Annotated in this window: 20 protein-coding genes and 1 other annotated feature; of the genes, 16 read left to right on the forward strand and 4 right to left on the reverse strand. The window is 38.7% G+C overall.

The window, feature by feature from the left end; all coding sequences use genetic code 11:
- Positions 1-27 precede the first annotated feature (27 nt).
- From MHB51_RS00855 to MHB51_RS00905, 11 genes are all read left to right on the forward strand, one after another.
- Positions 28-1,029 carry a GNAT family N-acetyltransferase gene (locus tag MHB51_RS00855; protein WP_342558781.1) on the forward strand — a complete coding sequence of 334 codons (1,002 nt, stop codon included), beginning with the start codon at positions 28-30 and terminating at the stop codon, positions 1,027-1,029.
- Positions 1,030-1,220: 191 nt separating this feature from the next.
- On the forward strand, positions 1,221-2,870 hold the full coding sequence (locus tag MHB51_RS00860; protein WP_342558782.1) for an IucA/IucC family protein: 1,650 nt from the start codon (positions 1,221-1,223) through the stop codon (positions 2,868-2,870).
- A gap of 146 nt (positions 2,871-3,016) precedes the next feature.
- Complete coding sequence (locus tag MHB51_RS00865; RefSeq protein ID WP_342558783.1) at positions 3,017-4,771, forward strand: IucA/IucC family protein; 1,755 nt, start codon at positions 3,017-3,019, stop codon at positions 4,769-4,771.
- Positions 4,772-4,773: 2 nt separating this feature from the next.
- Entirely contained in the window at positions 4,774-6,006 is a 1,233-nt protein-coding gene (locus MHB51_RS00870; protein ID WP_342558784.1) for an AMP-binding protein, read from the forward strand.
- The gene (gene asbD / locus MHB51_RS00875; RefSeq protein WP_066162148.1) at positions 6,003-6,260 is read left to right on the forward strand and encodes a petrobactin biosynthesis protein AsbD; all 258 of its coding nucleotides are present in this window, start codon (positions 6,003-6,005) and stop codon (positions 6,258-6,260) included. Before MHB51_RS00870 ends, asbD begins: the two co-directional genes overlap by 4 nt.
- A 13-nt stretch (positions 6,261-6,273) precedes the next feature.
- Positions 6,274-7,248 (forward strand): DUF6005 family protein, encoded by a 975-nt coding sequence (locus tag MHB51_RS00880; RefSeq protein ID WP_107942949.1) that lies wholly within the window; start codon positions 6,274-6,276, stop codon positions 7,246-7,248.
- Positions 7,245-8,072, forward strand: a complete 828-nt coding sequence (locus MHB51_RS00885; protein WP_107942948.1) for a sugar phosphate isomerase/epimerase — start codon at positions 7,245-7,247, stop codon at positions 8,070-8,072. Before MHB51_RS00880 ends, MHB51_RS00885 begins: the two co-directional genes overlap by 4 nt.
- Positions 8,073-8,215: 143 nt before the next feature.
- Positions 8,216-8,364, forward strand: a sequence feature (ribosomal protein L20 leader region).
- Positions 8,365-8,464: 100 nt separating this feature from the next.
- Positions 8,465-8,971, forward strand: coding sequence for a translation initiation factor IF-3 (infC, locus tag MHB51_RS00890; RefSeq protein WP_042474768.1), 507 nt, complete (start codon positions 8,465-8,467; stop codon positions 8,969-8,971).
- A 32-nt stretch (positions 8,972-9,003) separates the two neighbouring features.
- A complete protein-coding gene (rpmI, locus tag MHB51_RS00895; RefSeq protein ID WP_066162156.1) occupies positions 9,004-9,204 on the forward strand; it encodes a 50S ribosomal protein L35 in 201 nt (66 codons plus the stop codon).
- Between the two features lie 65 nt (positions 9,205-9,269).
- Positions 9,270-9,629: a 50S ribosomal protein L20 gene (gene rplT / locus MHB51_RS00900; protein ID WP_066162159.1), complete on the forward strand. Its 360-nt coding sequence runs from the start codon at positions 9,270-9,272 to the stop codon at positions 9,627-9,629.
- A 64-nt stretch (positions 9,630-9,693) separates the two neighbouring features.
- Positions 9,694-9,963 (forward strand): DUF1294 domain-containing protein, encoded by a 270-nt coding sequence (locus MHB51_RS00905; RefSeq protein WP_066162164.1) that lies wholly within the window; start codon positions 9,694-9,696, stop codon positions 9,961-9,963.
- Positions 9,964-10,309: 346 nt separating this feature from the next.
- On the opposite strand, the gene MHB51_RS00910 is transcribed toward MHB51_RS00905, so the two are convergent.
- The 3 genes from MHB51_RS00910 to pxpB form a co-directional block, all read right to left on the reverse strand.
- A complete protein-coding gene (locus MHB51_RS00910) occupies positions 10,310-10,702 on the reverse strand; it encodes a sigma-w pathway protein ysdB (protein WP_066162165.1) in 393 nt (130 codons plus the stop codon).
- A gap of 323 nt (positions 10,703-11,025) precedes the next feature.
- Entirely contained in the window at positions 11,026-12,003 is a 978-nt protein-coding gene (locus MHB51_RS00915; RefSeq protein WP_066162168.1) for a biotin-dependent carboxyltransferase family protein, read from the reverse strand.
- Positions 12,000-12,713, reverse strand: coding sequence for a 5-oxoprolinase subunit PxpB (gene pxpB / locus MHB51_RS00920; RefSeq protein ID WP_342558785.1), 714 nt, complete (start codon positions 12,711-12,713; stop codon positions 12,000-12,002). Before pxpB ends, MHB51_RS00915 begins: the two co-directional genes overlap by 4 nt.
- 215 nt (positions 12,714-12,928) lie before the next feature.
- On the opposite strand from pxpB, the gene MHB51_RS00925 reads away from it, so the two are divergent.
- From MHB51_RS00925 to argF, 3 genes are all read left to right on the forward strand, one after another.
- On the forward strand, positions 12,929-13,696 hold the full coding sequence (locus tag MHB51_RS00925; protein WP_342558786.1) for a 5-oxoprolinase subunit PxpA: 768 nt from the start codon (positions 12,929-12,931) through the stop codon (positions 13,694-13,696).
- A gap of 79 nt (positions 13,697-13,775) precedes the next feature.
- A complete protein-coding gene (locus MHB51_RS00930; RefSeq protein WP_342558787.1) occupies positions 13,776-14,864 on the forward strand; it encodes a M42 family metallopeptidase in 1,089 nt (362 codons plus the stop codon).
- Between the two features lie 467 nt (positions 14,865-15,331).
- Positions 15,332-16,297, forward strand: coding sequence for an ornithine carbamoyltransferase (gene argF, locus MHB51_RS00935; protein WP_066162181.1), 966 nt, complete (start codon positions 15,332-15,334; stop codon positions 16,295-16,297).
- 252 nt (positions 16,298-16,549) lie between these two features.
- On the opposite strand, the gene sspI is transcribed toward argF, so the two are convergent.
- On the reverse strand, positions 16,550-16,756 hold the full coding sequence (gene sspI, locus MHB51_RS00940) for a small acid-soluble spore protein SspI (protein WP_066162184.1): 207 nt from the start codon (positions 16,754-16,756) through the stop codon (positions 16,550-16,552).
- A 126-nt stretch (positions 16,757-16,882) separates the two neighbouring features.
- Between sspI and MHB51_RS00945 the strand changes: the two genes are divergently transcribed.
- Both MHB51_RS00945 and pheS read left to right on the forward strand, forming a co-directional pair.
- Positions 16,883-17,638 carry an RNA methyltransferase gene (locus tag MHB51_RS00945; protein ID WP_066162189.1) on the forward strand — a complete coding sequence of 252 codons (756 nt, stop codon included), beginning with the start codon at positions 16,883-16,885 and terminating at the stop codon, positions 17,636-17,638.
- Between the two features lie 356 nt (positions 17,639-17,994).
- Entirely contained in the window at positions 17,995-19,032 is a 1,038-nt protein-coding gene (gene pheS, locus MHB51_RS00950; RefSeq protein ID WP_066162192.1) for a phenylalanine--tRNA ligase subunit alpha, read from the forward strand.

Consider the following 19,032-nt stretch of genomic DNA (forward strand, 5'->3'; position numbering starts at 1 on the left):
AAGTAAGGTTATTGAAGGGGGATAAATATGGAGCTTAAACAAATTACAGCTAAGGATATACCTACAATGTCAAAACTACTTATCGAAAGGCAAAACGTTGAAAGCGAAATATTTCCGTTTTTAAAAAATAGCTGTTTAGACATGCAATATATAGTCAATTTACTTGGGAAATGGTTTACGCATCATAAAATGATAGGTTATGGCGCATTTATAAATAATGAACTAGTAGGCTATTTAATCGGTGAGATAAAGCATGATACGACTAGAGGCAGACATGTGTGGGTCCACTATGAGGGACTAGCCATCCGAGCAGATCAATCGCCTGAGCTTCTAAGGAATCTCTATGCAAAAGCTTCGGAGGCATGGGTAAAACAAGGGTGTTTTATGCACTACACAATCATACCTCTTGGCAATCAAGTATACTACGATGCTTACCAGCGATTAAGTTTTTTTGTCCAGCAAGTGCATGCGGTAATGTGCCTAGAAGATTATCGACCTTTTGAAAATGTGGCAGATGCAGAAGTGCGCTTAGCAACTAAAATGGATAGCGAGGCGATGGGCAAAATGTCTAGCATTATTCAAGCGTATCAAAATGCTGCTCCTACGTTTGAGCCAGTTGTACCTGAAGCTGTCGTAGATATAAAAAGCGGCTACAGTAGCATATTGGAAGAAGAGGACGCCATCTGTCTTTTGGCTGTAGAAGATAGGAAGGAACTAGCCTTTCAAGTGTATTTCCCTACTAGCTCCAATTTGATGACACCTGATAGTAGCATAGAATTAAGCGTTGCTGGAACCTATGATGTGCAAATGGGGAAAGGTGTTGGCAAAAAATTGATGAATGAGAGCTATAAAATAATACAGGAAAAAGGCTATGAAATGATTGTAACAGACTGGCGAATTACCAACCTAGCTTCTTCAACATTTTGGCCTAAATGTGGATTCAAGCCAATAGCTTATCGCATGGTTCGGTATATAGATTACAATATTGCGTGGGCAAACTTTGACAATTCGAGTATGAAGATGCTGTAATGTTGTTACTGTCGCATAAGCTAATATAAAAAAATGTAAAAAGAAACTAACATATTGATGTCAGTTTCTTTTTTTGTTAATTAAACCAATTATTGTTTGACCCTCTACTTTAATTGATGTAATATGTAATTATTAATGATAATGATAATCGTTATCATTAAATGAGAGTCTGTGAAGGGATGATAAATTACATGCAGCAGATTGCCAAACAAGTTGCAGAAGATGCAACGTTTCAAGCGTTTATAAATTGTTATATACGAGAAGTGAGTAGCGGGCATTGGGTTAAAAAGGATGAGTGGTTAGAAGTGCAGCGATTATCTATCTCAATTCCAGAGATACATATATTAGAGCTTGAGCTACCGCTGCAAAATATTTGTTTTGCATTTAGTGTGGAATACAAATCTCTTGTTGGAAGACATAGATTTGGTGTGTCGCTGAAATACTGTGCGAAACAAAAACAATGGCTTGTCGAAGATAAATTGACAATAGTGATTGCGCTTATTCAAGAGCTACGTTTAATGTCTAAAGAGAATGGCTGTACTGAACTTTATTCCCATTTCGATGAACTTATTTTGCGCATAATTGAAAGCTATCAAACGATGGCAAATTATATTGAAAAGAGCTTGGAAAATAAAAAGCCCTCTGAAGTTAACAATACATTTATTGAAACTGAGCAGTCTCTCATATTTGGGCATTGGCTCCATCCAACTCCTAAAAGCAGGCAAGGGATGGCGAATTGGCAACAAATCGATTTTGCTCCAGAGTTACAAGGTTCTTTTCAACTTCATTATTTTCAGGTTGACCGCAAAATAGTGAGAGAGCTCTCTGTATTAGAAAAGAGTGCAAGTGAGCTCATTATCCAATCTATCGTAAAATCACAGCCTGATTTTGTAATGTCAAAGAAGCACTGTCTTATCCCAATGCACCCACTTCAGGCACAATGGCTTTTACAGCAACCTTATGTAAAACAAGCGCTTGCGGAAGGGTTGCTAAAGTATGAAGGCGCACTCGGGGCGTTTTACACAGCAACTTCTTCGATAAGAACCGTATATAGCTTGAATGAAGAGATGATGTACAAATTTTCAATCCCTGTTAAAATAACAAATTCGTTGAGAGTAAATCGAACCCATGAGTTAAAGGCTGGTATCGTCATGGCTCGCTTAATGAATAAAATTGACTTCTTACAAAAGCATCCATCTTTTCGAATGATTGATGATCCAGCCTATATAACCGTAGAATTTCCCGATCAGACAGAATCAGGTTTTGAAATTATTTTCCGTTCAAACCTATTTCCTAAAGGTCGCGATGAGGGAATTTGTATGATTGCTACTCTTGTACAAGAGCCTTTACCAAAAGAAAAATCGAGGTTATATCAGCTTATTATGAAAATCTCTCAAACAGAATTCCGTTCATTAGAAAGCGTAAGTCTAGATTGGTTTAAAGCTTATTGGGATTGTGCCATCGAATCCTTACTAAATCTATATGATGAATACGGAATAGCTCTCGAAGCGCATCAGCAAAATAGTATATTGAACATTGCTTCAGGTTACCCAACTACTTATTATTATCGTGATAATCAAGGATATTACTTATCAAAAAAATACGAAAAAGAATTACTTACAATAGAGCCTTCTTTGCATGAAACAGAGGAACTGTTTTATGAAGATGCACTTATTCAGGATAGATTCACCTATTACTTGTTTATGAACCAGTTGTTTCCTGTGATTTCCCGCTTTGGAGCAGATCAGCTTATTGATGAAAAAATTTTGTTAAAGTGGTCTATTAATCGACTACACGTATTAAAAAGAAGAATTCACAGGCCTTGGAAAGGTATTTGTTGAAAATATTCTAAAGCAAGAAAAGCTTGCATTCAAAGCAAATTTATTAACAAGATTCCATGATGTAGATGAATTAGAAGCTGAACTTGAACAAGCAGTCTACACAAAAATTCCAAATCCATTTATTCTTCAGAATCAGGAGGCAGAATATGCAACAGCTACAGCCTTTAGCTTTTAAGCAAGGAGAGTTACGTGTCAGAAGGCAGCTTATGGAGGCAATGATTTTTGAGGGACTGATTCAATTTGAAGAAACTCGTCTCAATCATGAAATTTTAGCACTTACCCTAATAGGACAGAAGTGTACCTATCATTGTGAGGGCAGAAGAACCGTATTTAATCGTCTTCGAATAACGGGGAATCGGCTTTTGCGAGTAAGTAAGGATGGTCTGGTACGAGAGGCGACGCTTGAGGATTTAGTAGATGAGCTATTGTCGACCCCAAAAGACAAAATTCGATTATTGAATGAGCTTCATTTAACAAGCCAGCTTTGTGAATGGAATGACTATCATCTGCAAATGCCTATGTCGAGAAGGAACTCGAGCTATGAAGAGTTAGAATCGGAAATTATGGAAGGACATCCATATCATCCATGTTTTAAGTCGAGAACGGGTTTTACATTGGATGATCATCAAAATTATGGTCCTGAGGCAAAGCGGACATTTTCCTTGCAGTGGGTCGCGTTGAGAAGGCGCTATACACGAATGACAGTACTTGAAGAGGAGGCGCAATTTTGGCAGAGGGAGTTAGGTCATGTGTTGTGGAATGACCTCCTTACAAAGCTTCAATTGTCAGGTGGAGCATATGAGGAATATACCTTTTTACCAATTCACCCTTGGCAGTGGCATCACTTGCAGCAGGAGATGGTTGGATTAATCGAGCAAAAAGATTGCCTTCCATTGAATATAAAGGGTGATGACTACCGCGCAACCCAATCAGTAAGAACATTATGGAATTGTTCGAATCCTAAAAAGGCACAATTAAAATGTTCGATGAATATGGTCAATACCTCCTCGTTGAGAAGACTGCATGCACATGCAGTTTGTGCTGCTCCACATATTTCAGCATGGCTGAAACAGGTCATTCAATCGGATGCTTATTTGCATGAGGAGTCCTCTCTTATTGTACTGGAAGAATATGCAGGCGTTATTTTTGAACCAGATGCCAAAAAGCATAGCAGCAAACTAGAAGGGCAGCTTGGCTCCATATGGCGGGAAAGTGTGCGTTTGTATATGGAGGATGGAGAGGAAGCTGTACCATTTACCGTGCTCATGATGATGGAGAAAGATGGACGTCCATTTATAGAAGATTGGCTTGTCCGATACGGAACAGAGCAGTGGGTAGAGCGCTTGATTGAAGTGAGTGTTATTCCTGTATGGCACTTACTTGTTGCCCATGGTATTGCTATCGAGGCTCATGCGCAAAATATGATTTTATTACACCAAAATGGCTGGCCAACTCGGGTTGTATTAAGAGATTTTCATGACAGTATTGAATATCATGAACCATTTATTGTCGACAAAAGCCTTGTACCAGACTTTGCAATGATTCATGAACGTTTTAAAGATGCATCCGCAGATGATTATTATTGGATGTCTTCAGTAGAGGCATTGCGAGAGTTAATAATGGATACGCTATTCGTCTTTCATTTAAGTGAGCTATCTTATTTATTAGAAGAACAGTATGGATTGAAAGAAATGCATTTCTGGTATCAAGTTCAGGATGGGATACAGAGGCACTTGGAGCGTTTTCCATCACTAACTTCAAGGAATGAACAATTACAGCATACTAGCGCATCGATCTATGTTGAATCTTTATTGACAAAGAAACTTCAAAATCAAGAAGAGGGCAGCTTTCGACATATGGTTAATAATGCATTTGCGCAAATGGATAAAAGGGGGGAATAAAGATGTTTTATATCAATGATCAATTTTATACAGCGGAAGATGTTGAGAGGCAATATGAGGTATATGAGAGCTTACCACATTTAAAGGAATGTCATAATCGCCGATTAGCTATTTGTACAGATGATACTTTTCAATATTTAACGCTTTGTTTATATATTCACGAAAAAGGCGGCTCACTTGTCCCAATCCATGTAGCAACACCAAAGGAAGGAGCTATACGGCTCGCTTCCACGGCAGGGAGCCATCTTTTATTATTCCGATCAATCCATTCTGTCATTGAACTATCCAATCATGTCAATAATCAAGAAGGTGTATTAGTTCAAATGAGCTCAGGTACAACAGGCGCACCGAAGTGTATTGAAAGAACATGGGGTTCAGTAGTGGAAGAGGTTGAAAGCTATGTGGAAATGTTGCCTGTAGATGCTATGACAAATTCTATTGTTGCTTGTCCAATTACGCATTCTTATGGCTTCATTTGTGGCGTTTTGGCGTGCATAAGAAGAGGCGCAATACCAGTGATTATTACTAATAGCAATCCTAAATATATGTTGAAAAAGTTGAAAGAACACCCTAAACATATGCTCTATGCAGCGCCAGCATTACTCTATACATTGAGTCGATTATTACCTGTTAATCAACAATTTGATTATGTGATGACGTCAGGAGCTGTCATGCCGCAAAGCTGGTTGACATCATTGAGAGAGAAGTCCCATCAAGTATTACAGCAGTACGGATGCTCTGAAGCAGGCTGTGTTGCGATTCATCCTAATGTGGAAGATTCGAAGGAAATGGGCTATCCTCTGCCTCACTTGAAGGTGACAGCGGGGAGCAAGCAATCACCAAGTGAAATTATTATTGAATCACCTACGCAAATAATTTACACAAAGGATTTAGGCTATATCGAAAATAATGTGCTTTCTTTTCTTGCAAGAATGGATGACACGATTAATGTAGCTGGCTTAAATGTCTATCCGCAAGAGGTTGAAAACGTGTTAATGGATTATCCGAAAATTATTGAAGCCGTTGTATATAAGAAACAAAACAATCTATCAGGCGAGCGAGTATGTGTACAATATGTAGCCATTGAGCCGATTGAGGAAATGGAGCTTAGGGAGTGGTGTCAGAAATTTCTTGCGCCACATCAAATTCCAATGGAGTTTGTCTTTGTCAATGAAATTGAAAAGCTACCTAATGGCAAAGTAAGTAGAAAGAAACTTGGAGGCATACTCGTATGACAAGACAACAATTAATCGAGAGCATCTATACTATTATGGAAAATTCATTGGAGATGCAGACATTATCTTCTTTTCATGAGGATGCGCGGTTAAATGAGGATTTATATATGGATTCGATTATGGTTCTTCAATTGATTCTGCATATAGAGCTAGATATCGGGATTTCTATTCCCGATGAGATGCTTGTCCCAAAGGATTTTCAAACAGTAGGTACACTAGTAAGCTTTTTAGAAAAATTGCAACAAGCAGAATAGGCGGAGAAACAACATGATAAAAGTTCATTGTTTTGTAAGTTGTGTTTGTGAAGTCATAAAAAAAACGCAAGATGTTGATCATAGACCATACTATTTTGGGGTGTGGGACGCAGATTTTGATGTACTTGAAAATGGAGTGCTAGTCTATCATTCTGACCGAATTGATCATCATTTTTTCCAAACATGGTATGAAATGCTTTATGGAATCAGGCTTCATAAATGGTATGACGAAGAACAATCAAAGCAACAAAACATCGATAGGTTGTTAGAGTTATTAGAACATAAATTACCACATCAACATGTGATGGTCATGCTAGATTTATCCATGTTGCCAGAGCGAGAGAATAAATTTCATCAACGACCGTTTCCGCATTATGTGATGCTAGAACCAACAGAAAATAAAACAGAATGGTTTATGTATGACCCAGATTTTCGTTGGGAAGGGATTTTACCAAAGGACAGAATTTTAGCTGCAATCCAAGAGCCCACTGTTGGGGGAGGCTATTATTTTGACGCTGAAACGATTATTGCGCCAACTATAGAGACAGTTGAAGCCTATTTTAATACTTGTATGAAGCTTCATAGTAACCCAATGACAGAGGCGGTTAGCAAGATTATGAAAATGTATACGGAGGGAATAGAACAGAAAAATATAACGCAACTGCCAGCTGCATTAAAGCAATTGCCTGTTTTGGCGATTAGAAAGTATGCCTATGAACATGCCTTTGCATTTTTTTGGGAAGCTCTTGGTTACGATGAGCAAGGCTTTGAAATGTGGTGTAATGAAATAGAATGTTTAGTGAATGGTTATACAACGATTCAGTATCGAGCAATGAAGCTTGCTATTACGCAAAATTCGTCATTAGCTAAAGATATTTTTGCGAAATTGGAACAACAAAACCTTCTTGAATTCAGGATTAAGCAAGGATTACAAGAATGCTTCCAAGCATGGTCAACATTACAGCATAAGAAAGAGGTTATGTTATGAAACTGTCTATCTGTACAATCTCGTTTCGACACCATCTTTACTCCATTGATCAATTAGCTCATTTTGCAAAAAAACAAGGCTTTCAAGGAATTGAACTGTGGGGTATTCATGCAAAGAACTTAGCAGATGAACCAAGTTATGGTGCAGATTGGCTAAACTCCTATAGTTTAGAAACGAGCATGCTTAGTGATTATTTACCGTTGGAAGCGCCTGTTTCTAAGATGATGGCTGAAACAGAGAGGCTTTCTTCACTTGCAGAGCACTGGGGAACGAATAAAATTCGCACATTTGTAGGGAAAAATGGTAGTGCAGACACAAGTATAGAAGAAAGAAAGGAGCTTATTTCCAGACTTAAAATACTATGTGATTATTTTGAATCAAAAGGACAATATTTACTTGTTGAAACGCATCCAAACACGTTGGCGGATAATCTATCTTCAACGATACAATTATTGGAAGAAACGAATCGCCAAAATCTACGGCTAAACTTTGATGTTTTACATGTGTGGGAATCGGGGATAAACCCTATTGTTGCAATGGAACAACTTCGTCCTTCTATCTCACACTACCATTTTAAAAATATTGCCTCGCGTGCGCAGCTTGATGTTTTCTCTCCAAGCAACGTTTATGCCGCAGCAGGGTCTCGTGAAGGGATGGTTCCGTTGTTTGAAGGAGCAGTTGATTACAATGAATTCCTAACGGCTATCCATTCGATTGACGGGGTAGAGGCATCCTTAGAATGGTTTGGATTAAATGTGAAGACCGTATTAGCAGCAGATGCTGATAAGGTAAAAAAGGCGATGTGGCCAGTAAATATCGTTTAAAACAAAGCGTGTATTGTTTAACTTCTTTCGGCGAGCTAAAAAAATCCCTACGAGAGCTAGTTGAGGCATAATTGATTTTAGAAAACTGTTGACACAATTTTTTCTCCATGCTATTATTAGTAAGGTTAATAAATACAAGTTTGTGGTTTAAGTAGAGGCTGCCCGCTTCTCACCTGATGTTCGACACATTTAGTAGTTGACAGGTTTGACACGTTGAATTGTTTTACGTATTTTTACGTATGCACATATAGCGGGCGGACATCTTCTACAATGTCCGTCCTTTTTTTGTGGATAAACGTAAAAGATGTACCGTTCAACCGGGTAAGAGTACTTGCTCAAACCATGTATTTGTTCGCGACACTACTTGGAGGTGGATTACTATTAGCAAAGACATGTATGTAAACGAAGGCATTCGCGCGCGTGAACTTCGTCTTATCGACCATAACGGTGACCAACTTGGTGTGAAAACACGCAATGAGGCGCTTGAAATTGCCGCTCGTGTAAACTTGGATCTTGTCCTTGTGGCTCCTCAAGCCAAGCCGCCAGTCGCACGTATCATGGACTATGGTAAATTTAAGTTCGAACAGCAAAAGAAAGATCGCGAAATTCGTAAAAATCAAAAGGTCATCAATATGAAAGAGGTTCGTCTGAGCCCAACAATTGATGAGCATGATTACCAAACAAAGCTACGTGCAGCAATGAAATTCCTTGAAAAAGGAGATAAAGTAAAAGCAAGCATTCGCTTTAAAGGTCGTGCGATTACACATAAAGAAATTGGACAACGTGTGTTAGATCGCTTTGCTGAAGCTTGTGCCGAAATTGCAACGGTTGAACAAAAGCCGAAGATGGATGGCCGCAGCATGTTTTTAGTTCTTCAACCAAAGAACGAAAAACAATAATATTTAGTAATTAGTTTAGGAGGAAATTTGACATGCCAAAAATGAAAACTCACCGTGGCGCTGCAAAGCGTTTCAAAAAAACGGGTACTGGAAAATTAAAATTTGACCGTGCTTACGGTAGCCACTTATTTGCTAATAAATCAACAAAGCAAAAACGTCATCTACGTAAAGCAAAAGTTGTTACATCTGGTGATTTCAAACGTATCCGTACATTATTAACTTACATGAAATAATACTTGAACAAACAGGTTCAAATCTAAAACAATCTATTCGAAAGAATTAGCAGGAGGTAATTACTATGCCACGCGTAAAAGGCGGAACAGTAACACGCGCACGTCGCAAAAAAGTATTAAAATTAGCTAAAGGTTACTACGGTTCAAAACATACTCTATATAAAGTAGCTAACCAAGCAGTAATGAAATCAGGTCAATATGCATACCGTGACCGTCGTCAAAAGAAACGTGATTTCCGTAAATTATGGATTACTCGTATTAATGCAGCAGCACGCATCAACGGTCTTTCTTACAGCCGTTTAATGCACGGTTTAAAAGTAGCAGGTATCGAAGTTAACCGTAAAATGTTAGCTGACTTAGCTGTTAATGACGCAGCAGCATTCGCTCAATTAGCTGAAGCTGCGAAAACAGCACAAGCTAAATAAAAATTGATAAAATAAAGGCTGATGGAACATCCATCAGCTTTTTTCTTGTGGGGTGAATGAAAACATGCAATTAGAAATAGCTGTACTAGCTTATATAGCAGTTATGTCTCTCATTCTTTGCATATTAATGTACAACGATAAAGCAAGGTCAAAAAGGAAAGAGTGGCGCATTGCAGAAAAAACATTGTTTACCATCGCGCTTTTCGGAGGAGCGATTGGCGGCGTGTTAGGTATGTATTTATTCCGTCATAAAACACGCCATAATTTATTTGCATTCGGCTTCCCATTGCTTGCCGCAATTCAAATTTATTTACTTGTTACATTGTTTAAATAAAAACTGGAAAGGGGGCGTCCAAAAAGCCATGCATAGCGGGCATTTTGGACGCTGATGATGGTGTTTTGGCAAAATGTTTGCTCCTATAAAATAGAGAGAGTTTTCTTTGAAAATGCTAGACACACAGGGTTTAGCAGTGTTTTTCCAAAATGAAAGAGAAGAAGCAAAAATCTCCCTTTCAATGCGATTTCTATATAAAATCATCTTTTTTAGACAACTCCATTTTGGCTTTTATCCTGCATTAACTGCCCGCAAAACCCGATTGGTTCAACCAACAATCCGTGGGGAAAAGCATCCACGGATTGAAGTTTCACCTTATCAACAGCTAGAAAGATGTGTACCAACTTTAAATACTTTCTTCCTCTTTCATCAACTTTTCAATCGGATTTTTCCAGCTTATTTTTGCCTTCGGATAGCTCATTTTAATTTCCTTTTCTAAATATAAAAAATCGCTTTTCGTTAGCCCCTGTAGTTTCATCGTATCATGTACAAATACAAAAATAGATATCACTTCAAATGCATCCTCTGTTGTACCTAAATATTTTTCGCCTTCAAAAAGTGCTCCTTTATATGAAATAAAGAAATTTTTTCGTACATTTTTCACATCATCATAAAAATAGTATTGCCCATTTTCATAGGCCTCATCCAGCTTGCGCTTTGGATCAATAAGATATCGAACCCCTTTGTAAAATATGTAAATAATAATAATTAAAATTAGCACTCGAAGTAGAAGAGCCATAAAGAGTTCCCCCTTGTTAGTCCATATTTCCTCCTATACGTATAAAGTGCGTAAAAAGTTTCATTTTTTCTAAAAAATTTTAAAAAATATTTTAATTTCTCTTATTAAAAGTCTCCGACCTCTATAGGTAGCGAGACGAATACAATCATTCGACCTGATACAGTGGAGGACGAGATGCACGCTGAATCATAGGAATTCAGTCTAAAAACCTAGTTTCCAGCGATAACGACGGAGTAACTAATATCGTGTTAGCCAGATTTGCGGTAGATGTCACAGATTTTGACGCAATGCAAGTTGGTTAATCGTTGTCATATGATGTGACGTTAACCTTCACTGCAATGCTCGAAAAAATCTGGACGAGAATTAGCTAATGCATAATTGATTAAAGCTAATTGCTGCTGTTGCTTTATATAAATTTGTTGTGCTTGCTCTAGGGAAACAACGGTAAAACGAATCGTAGCCATCGGTTGAAGCTGGGCAAGCTTCGGCAAATCTGCTCGAATCACTTGAGCAATTTTCGGGTAGCCTCCTGTCGTTTGACAATCGGCCATTAAAATAATTGGCTGTCCACTAGGTGGGACTTGAATTGTACCGAATGTTACTGCTTCAGATATTAAATCTTTTTGTAAAGAATGGGTTAGACTTATCGGATTTTGCAAACGATAGCCCATTCGGTCGGCATCTTTTGATAATTGAAAGGATGTCGATAGAAATACTTGCTTGCTTTCCTCTGTAAATCCAGCCCACTCTGTGCCGCTCGTTACACGAATCGTTACATCCTTTGAAAATGATATAAAATCTTCATGTCGAATAAAATAATTACTGGTAGTGACCTTACTAGCTATAATTGGGAGTATGTCACCTCTTTGTAAAGCACGTCCATTAAAGCCACCTAATTTGGCACGTAAATAAGTACTGCGACTTCCTAAAACTACAGGTACTTGAATGCCATGCTTTACTGCGATATAACCTCTAGCGCCATTTGTAGCAGCAGTGCATTGCAATATACTTCCTGCCTTAATTGCAATAGGACGCCACATTGGACAAGGCTGTCCATTTAAAAGGGGTGAGAAATATGCACCAGTAATGGCGATGACCGTATCGACATCAAAGCGAAGAGTTGGTCCAACAATTGTTATCTCAATCGCGGCTTCATTTTCTTGTTGTAAAAGTAGCTGCCCAATAAGGTATGACAGCCTATCCATTGCACCGCCCACAATCACACCATATTGTTGGTTTGCATAGCGACCATTATCTTGAATCGTTGAAAAGAGCCCGGGTTTCAGCACAGATATCGTCATACAAAACTCCTCCATTCTTGTTCAGAAATCGCTCGAAAGCGCACACGGTCACCAGCCTGTAAAAAAGTTGGTGGATATTGCTCAGGTAAAAAAAGCCGCTGGGGTGTACGCCCAATAATTTGCCAACCTCCGGGTGTTTCAAAAGGGTAGACACCGGTTTGTTGACCGCCAATACCGACGGAGCCTGCTGGAATTGTTAGCCGAGGTACTTCTTTTCGAGGTGTAGCAATCGTCTCATCCAGCCCTCCCAAAAAAGCAAAGCCAGGAGCAAAGCCCAGCATATAGACAGTATATTCCTCCGCTGTATGGCGTTTAATAATTTCGGCCTCAGATAATTGATGATAGTTAGCGACAAACGCTAAATCGGGTCCAAACTGCCCTCCGTAAATAACAGGAATTTCAATCATTCTGTTAGCTTGTAAAGAATTTTGTACGTTTTTTTGCAGCAAGCTTTGCAAATATGTAACAATATAATCATAAATAGATTGTGAATGTTTGCGTAATGGGCTATTTACCAATTTTACGATATCATAATAAATACAGATTGACGTGTAGCTTGGAACAGCTTCTATCATTCCATGAAAGGGTTGCTGCTCTATTATTTTATGAAATTGCTGAATTTCTTTATGTGTTGTAATAGAGATACTATCACCAAAAACAACAAGTAGTGCACAATCATTTAATGGTTTAAACGTAATATGCTTGAACATTTTAAGCCTCCGATACAAGGGATGTATAGTAAAGGGAGTAGTCACCTTTAAAAGCTAATTTTGATTAATAGATAGGTGAAATTAAAATAAAACCCTATTGATTAATTATACATAGTTTTATTTTTTGTTAACAGGCTGCAAAAATGCGAGTAGGAAAAAAGTTCTCACAATTGCTTTATATAAAGCTGTTAAAATATTAGTATGGAGGTTTATCAGTGACTTACAAAGTTGATATAAATTGTGATTTAGGTGAAAGTTTCGGTAATTATAAATTAGGAGAAACTGGAGAAATACTTAAATATATTACTTCGGTAAATATAGCATGCGGTTTTCATGCTGGCGACCCGACAGTGATGCGGGAAACCGTAAAAATGGCGTTAAAGCATAATGTAAAAATTGGTGCGCACCCGGGTTTGCCGGATTTAGTAGGCTTTGGTCGTCGGGAAATGGCAATTTCACCTCAAGAGGCATATGATATGGTTGTTTATCAAATTGGGGCGCTACAAGCATTTTTAACGACAATGGATGCAGAAATGCAGCATGTGAAGCCACATGGTGCATTATATAATATGGCTGCCCAAAATCAGCTACTTGCTGAGGCGATTGCACAGGCCGTTTATGATGTATCACCGAAGCTTATTTTGTTTGGCTTGGCTTCAAGTGCATTAACAGATGCAGGGGAGAAGATTGGTTTGCAAACAGCGCATGAAGTATTTGCGGATCGAACATATCAGGCAGATGGCTCGCTTACATCGCGTAAACTGTCAAATGCACTAATTACAAACGTAGAACAGGCAGTGCAACAAATGATACAATTTGTGAAGACAGGGAAAGTGATGTCACAGCAAGGAACAGAGGTTACACTGCGTGCTGATACAATTTGCCTTCACGGTGATGGAGAGCATGCGCTGCAATTTGCTAGGTGGGCCAAGCAAAAATTAACAGAAGAACATATTGTCATAAAACATTTCAGTAAAAATTGAAAATAACAAATAAGTTTTCTTTTCTCGTAAGCGGTTTCAAGTTATAATGGTGAAGTAATATATTTAGGAGGTCGAAATAATGACACAATTAGATGTAACGTTGCAAATGTTGAAAGATTTAACGGATGCAAATGGTATTCCAGGAAATGAGCGAGCACCACGTGAAGTGATGAAAAAATACATAGCGCCTTTTGCTGATGCAGTTGAAACGGATAATTTAGGTAGCTTAATTGCTAAAAAAATTGGCGATGAAAAAGGCCCAAAAATTATGATTTCAGGGCATTTAGATGAAATTGGCTTAATGGTAACAAAAATTGATGATAAAGGCTTTATTAGCTTCCAAACAGTTGGCGGCTGGTGGGGTCAAGTAATGCTTGCGCAGCGAATGACAATTACCACTCGCAATGGCGAAGAAATCATTGGTGTTATCGGTTCAAAGCCACCACATATTTTACCGGCTGAAGTACGCAACAAGCCGGTTGATATTAAAGATATGTTTATCGATGTTGGAGCTGCTTCAAAAGAGGAAGCGATGGGATGGGGAATTCGCCCTGGTGATATGATTACACCATATTTCGAATTCCACATTATGAAAAACGACAAGCATTTACTTGCAAAAGCATGGGATAACCGTATAGGTTGTGCAATTGCGATTGATGTTTTACGCGCATTGAAAGATGAGAAGCACCCGAATATTGTCTATGGAGTAGGGAGCGTGCAAGAGGAAGTTGGTTTGCGCGGTGCTAAAACTGCGACACACCAAATTCAACCAGATATTGGCTTTGCAGTAGATGTAGGTATTGCAGGGGATACGCCAGGCGTAACAGCAAAAGAATCAACATCTAAAATGGGTGCTGGTCCACAAATCGTTATTTATGATGCATCAATGGTAGCGCATAGCGGTTTACGTGACTTTGTGATTGATATTGCAGAGGAAAATAATATTCCATATCAATTCGAAACAATACCAGGTGGTGGAACAGATGCTGGAGCTATCCATATAACGGCAAATGGCGTGCCATCATTGGCGATTGGTGTAGCGACACGCTATATTCATTCACATGCGGGCATTTTACACCGCGATGATTATGAAAATGCAGTGAAATTAATCGTTGAAGTAATCAAAAAATTAGACCGCAATACAGTAAATCAAATTATTTTTGAATAAAAATGGAAGGGGTGTCTGGTAAGTAGCCTAACGTGCCACTTTTCAGATATCTTTTTGCCTTATTATAATGAAGTATGCATTTTTTCATTTGTCTTCTAGTGGGGAAACAAAGGCGATGTTTGAAACGATGCAGCGCCACATAAAGGAATCAGAATAGATAATCGACTTAGAGAGCGTCTAAAAGCATGCAAAGCACTGCTTTTCAGACGCTTTTTTGTTTTTTATTAAAATAATAACTATTTTAAAAGGGTATAAACATTGAATTTAGTACATTTTGCTTTAAATTTAAAATGAAATAAGTAAAAGTTATATTTATTATAAAAATGCCTCAGTCTTTTTATAAATATAATGTGTATATTTATGTGTATTTTTAAATATTTATTTATAAAACATAAAAATACGCTTGATTTTATATTTATGCATATGTATAATGAAAACAACATAAAGTTACAGAGGTGCGTATAAATATGAAATTACTTGAAGAGGTACAATTAAAGCCTGTTGAAAGTTTGAAAGGAAAAGATTTACTGACATTGCTTGATTATACGAGCGAGGAAGTACAATCGCTTATTCAATTAGCAACACAGCTAAAAACGGTGACAAAGCAAGGGAAGTGTCCTCGCTTGTTGGAAGGTAAGACATTAGGAATGATTTTTGAAAAAAGCTCTACACGTACGCGTGTTTCATTTGAGGTAGGTATGCAGCAGCTAGGTGGCTACGGCATGTATATGAATGCACGTGATATGCAAATCGGTCGAGGAGAGCCAGTTTCGGATACAGGTCGTGTTTTATCAGGCTACTTAGACGGTATCATGATTCGTGCTAACTCACATGCAATGGTGGAAGAGCTAGCGGAGCACGCGACAATTCCTGTGATTAATGGCTTAACGGATTTAGATCACCCTTGCCAAGCATTAGCAGACCTAGAAACAATCGCTGAAAATAAGGGCGCATTAAAGGGCTTAAAAATCGCCTATGTAGGAGATGGCAATAATGTTGCCCATGCACTTGTTGTTGCAGCCGCTCACGTAGGAATGCATGTTGCTGTAGCAACACCTGCTGGCTATGAATGTAATGCGACAATTATAGCTCAGGCACAACAAATTGCCCTTGCAAACGGCGGTTCTATATTGACAACAACCGACCCGGTAGAAGCGGTGCAAAATGCGGATGCTATTTATGCGGATGTATGGACTTCGATGGGGCAAGAAGAAGAAACGGAGCAGCGATTAAAAGATTTTAATGGCTATCAAATTAATGATGCACTTGTTGCACATGCCAAACCTGACTATATGTTTTTACATTGCTTGCCAGCACATCGTGAGGAAGAAGTGGCGACATCTGTTATTGATGGCCCTAATTCTTATATTTTCGAGCAGGCAGAAAACCGTTTACATGCACAAAAAGCGGTATTAATTTCCTTGTTATCGTAGATTACAAGTTGCGGGTCGCAACTGTGTCTATATATTAAGAAGCATTTGCAAGCAGGTAGCGCAATCAAATGCTTTTGTAGTTCCCTTTAATGGATGGATGGGAGACGCTGTCCACCGTTAAATAACTACACACTGTGATGGATGTAATCAAGATGGAGTACATCATCACTACATAGGCAAGGGATGTGCCTGAAAAAGCACGTCCTTTGCAAATGAAAAGCAATCCGGGAGACGCTGGATTGCTTTTTTCTGTTAATTAAATTGTGTCGCAAGCTTTTGTGTAAAATGTTGACGCTCTTGTTCATCCGCAGCGTTCCACCATTTTTCTAAAAACACACCGAGCCCCGGTAATAAATGCTCTTCACCACGTTCAATGGCATCTTCTACGATATCACCTAATTCCTGTGCATTTTGTCCCGCTACATTTGCTGCAATTGCTTGTCGTATTTGAAAGTTCATGATTCAATCTCCTTTTTTAAAAAATATCAGTATACTTGTTACTATGGACAAAATATATGGAAATATACTTTTCAAAGAAAAGTTATGATAAAATGAAGCATTGAAAAAGAAAAAAGGACGGTATGTATGAAACGAATTGAATCAACGCAAAATGCGCTAGTAAAGCATTGGAAAAAGCTTGTGACAACACGTAAAGAACGTGAAAAATCAGGTGAATTTATCGTAGAAGGCTTCCATCTTGTAGAAGAAGCATTAAAAAATAAAGAGCAAATTGTCCAAATTATCGTTAAGGATAATGTTGATTTGCCCATGTTATGGCCAATTGATGATGTCGTAATTGTTCAAGTAAATGAAGCAGTTGCAAAGGAACTAGCAGAAACGGAGCAATCGCAAGGTGTATTTGCCCATTGCAAGCAGCCAAAAATTGAGGGCATGAACGAATGGCGCAAAGTATTGCTTGTAGATGCAGTACAGGACCCGGGCAATATCGGCACGATGATTCGCACAGCAGATGCTGCTGGATTAGATGCAGTTGTATTAGGAAAAGGCAGTGCGGACGCTTTTAATCCAAAAACGTTGCGCTCAGCACAAGGCTCACACTTTCATATTCCGGTTGTGCGTGGCGAGTTATTAGAATGGGTCAACAATTTACAAGCAGAGGGTGTTGCAGTGTACGGAACAGCACTTGAAAATGCCGTATCTTACAAGGAAATTAAAGCAACAAATGCCTTTGCTTTAATTGTAGGAAATGAAGGTAGCGGCATTAGCCCACAACTTTTAGCAAAAACAAATCAAAACATCATCATCCCAATTTTAGGACAAGCTGAATCATTGAACGTAGCAGTCGCTACGGGTATTTTATTGTATGCTTTTGTAGAATAGTATTTCCACGACTTGAAAGAAAAAAAGAAATAGCGTACAATAAATCGTGTTATATATAGGAAATGCACTGACCGGGAAGAGTAGGTTCATAAGAGGCATTTTAGGGAGTGCAGGCCGTGACTGAAAGCTTGCATAATGCTATCGAATACTACAGTTCACCCCGCGAGCAGCTATTCGGGAATTCTAGGAGTACTTGAAGGAAAGAATAGCCGGCGTTTAATTCGTCGTTATGTTAATGAAGTGATTGCATTTGCAATAACTAGGGTGGTACCGCGAACATTCAACCTCGTCCCTTTTTAGGGGGGAGGTTTTTTATTTTGCTTATTTATCATCCAAAATTTAAAGGAGGCAAAATCATGGAACAACAATTGAATCAATTGAAAGAAGAAGTGCTGAAGAAAATTGAAGAAGCAGTCAATTTAAAAGCGTTAAATGAAGTGCGCGTTGCCTATTTGGGAAAAAAAGGACCGATTACGGATTTACTAAAAGGGATGGGCAAGCTATCTGCTGAAGAACGTCCGAAAATGGGGGCATTAGTCAATACGGTGCGTGAGCATGTGACGGCTGAATTGGAGGCAAAGGCAGCGATTTTAGAGGAGCAAGCGATTCAAGCGCAATTAGAGCAGGAATCGATTGATGTTACATTGCCGGGTGCGACAATTAAGGCGGGAAATCGCCATCCATTAACGCGTGTTATTGAAGAAATTGAAGATTTATTTATTGCAATGGGCTATGAAATTGCGGAAGGGCCAGAAGTAGAAAAAGATTATTACAATTTCGAGGCACTTAACTTGCCTAAGGACCATCCAGCACGTGATATGCAAGATACATTTTACATTTCCGAGGAAATATTATTACGTACGCAAACATCGCCTGTTCAAGCTCGTACAATGGAAGAAAAGCAAGGTGCAGCAGTGCGCATTATTTGTCCAGGGAAAGTATTCCGTCGTGACTCAGATGATGCTACACATTCGCATCAATTTATGCAAATTGAAGGGCTCGTTGTTGGCGAAAATATTCGCATGAGCGATTTAAAGGGAACATTGGATGTGTTAACGAAAGAAATGTTCGGTGCAGACCGTGAAATTCGTTTACGTCCATCCTTCTTCCCATTCACAGAGCCTTCAGTGGAAGTAGATGTGTCATGCTTTAAGTGTGGCGGAACGGGCTGTAATGTATGTAAAAAAACTGGCTGGATTGAAATTTTAGGAGCAGGTATGGTACATCCGAATGTACTTGAAATGGCTGGCTATGATTCGAAAAAAATGTCTGGCTTCGCATTTGGCATCGGTGTAGAACGTATTGCGATGCTGAAATACGGTGTTGACGATATTCGTCATTTTTATACAAATGATGTGCGTTTCTTATCACAATTTGAGCGTGCAGAAGGGTAA

Origin of the sequence: Metasolibacillus sp. FSL K6-0083 (assembly GCF_038630865.1) — a bacterium.
GTDB classification, from domain to species: Bacteria; Bacillota; Bacilli; order Bacillales_A; family Planococcaceae; genus Metasolibacillus; species Metasolibacillus fluoroglycofenilyticus.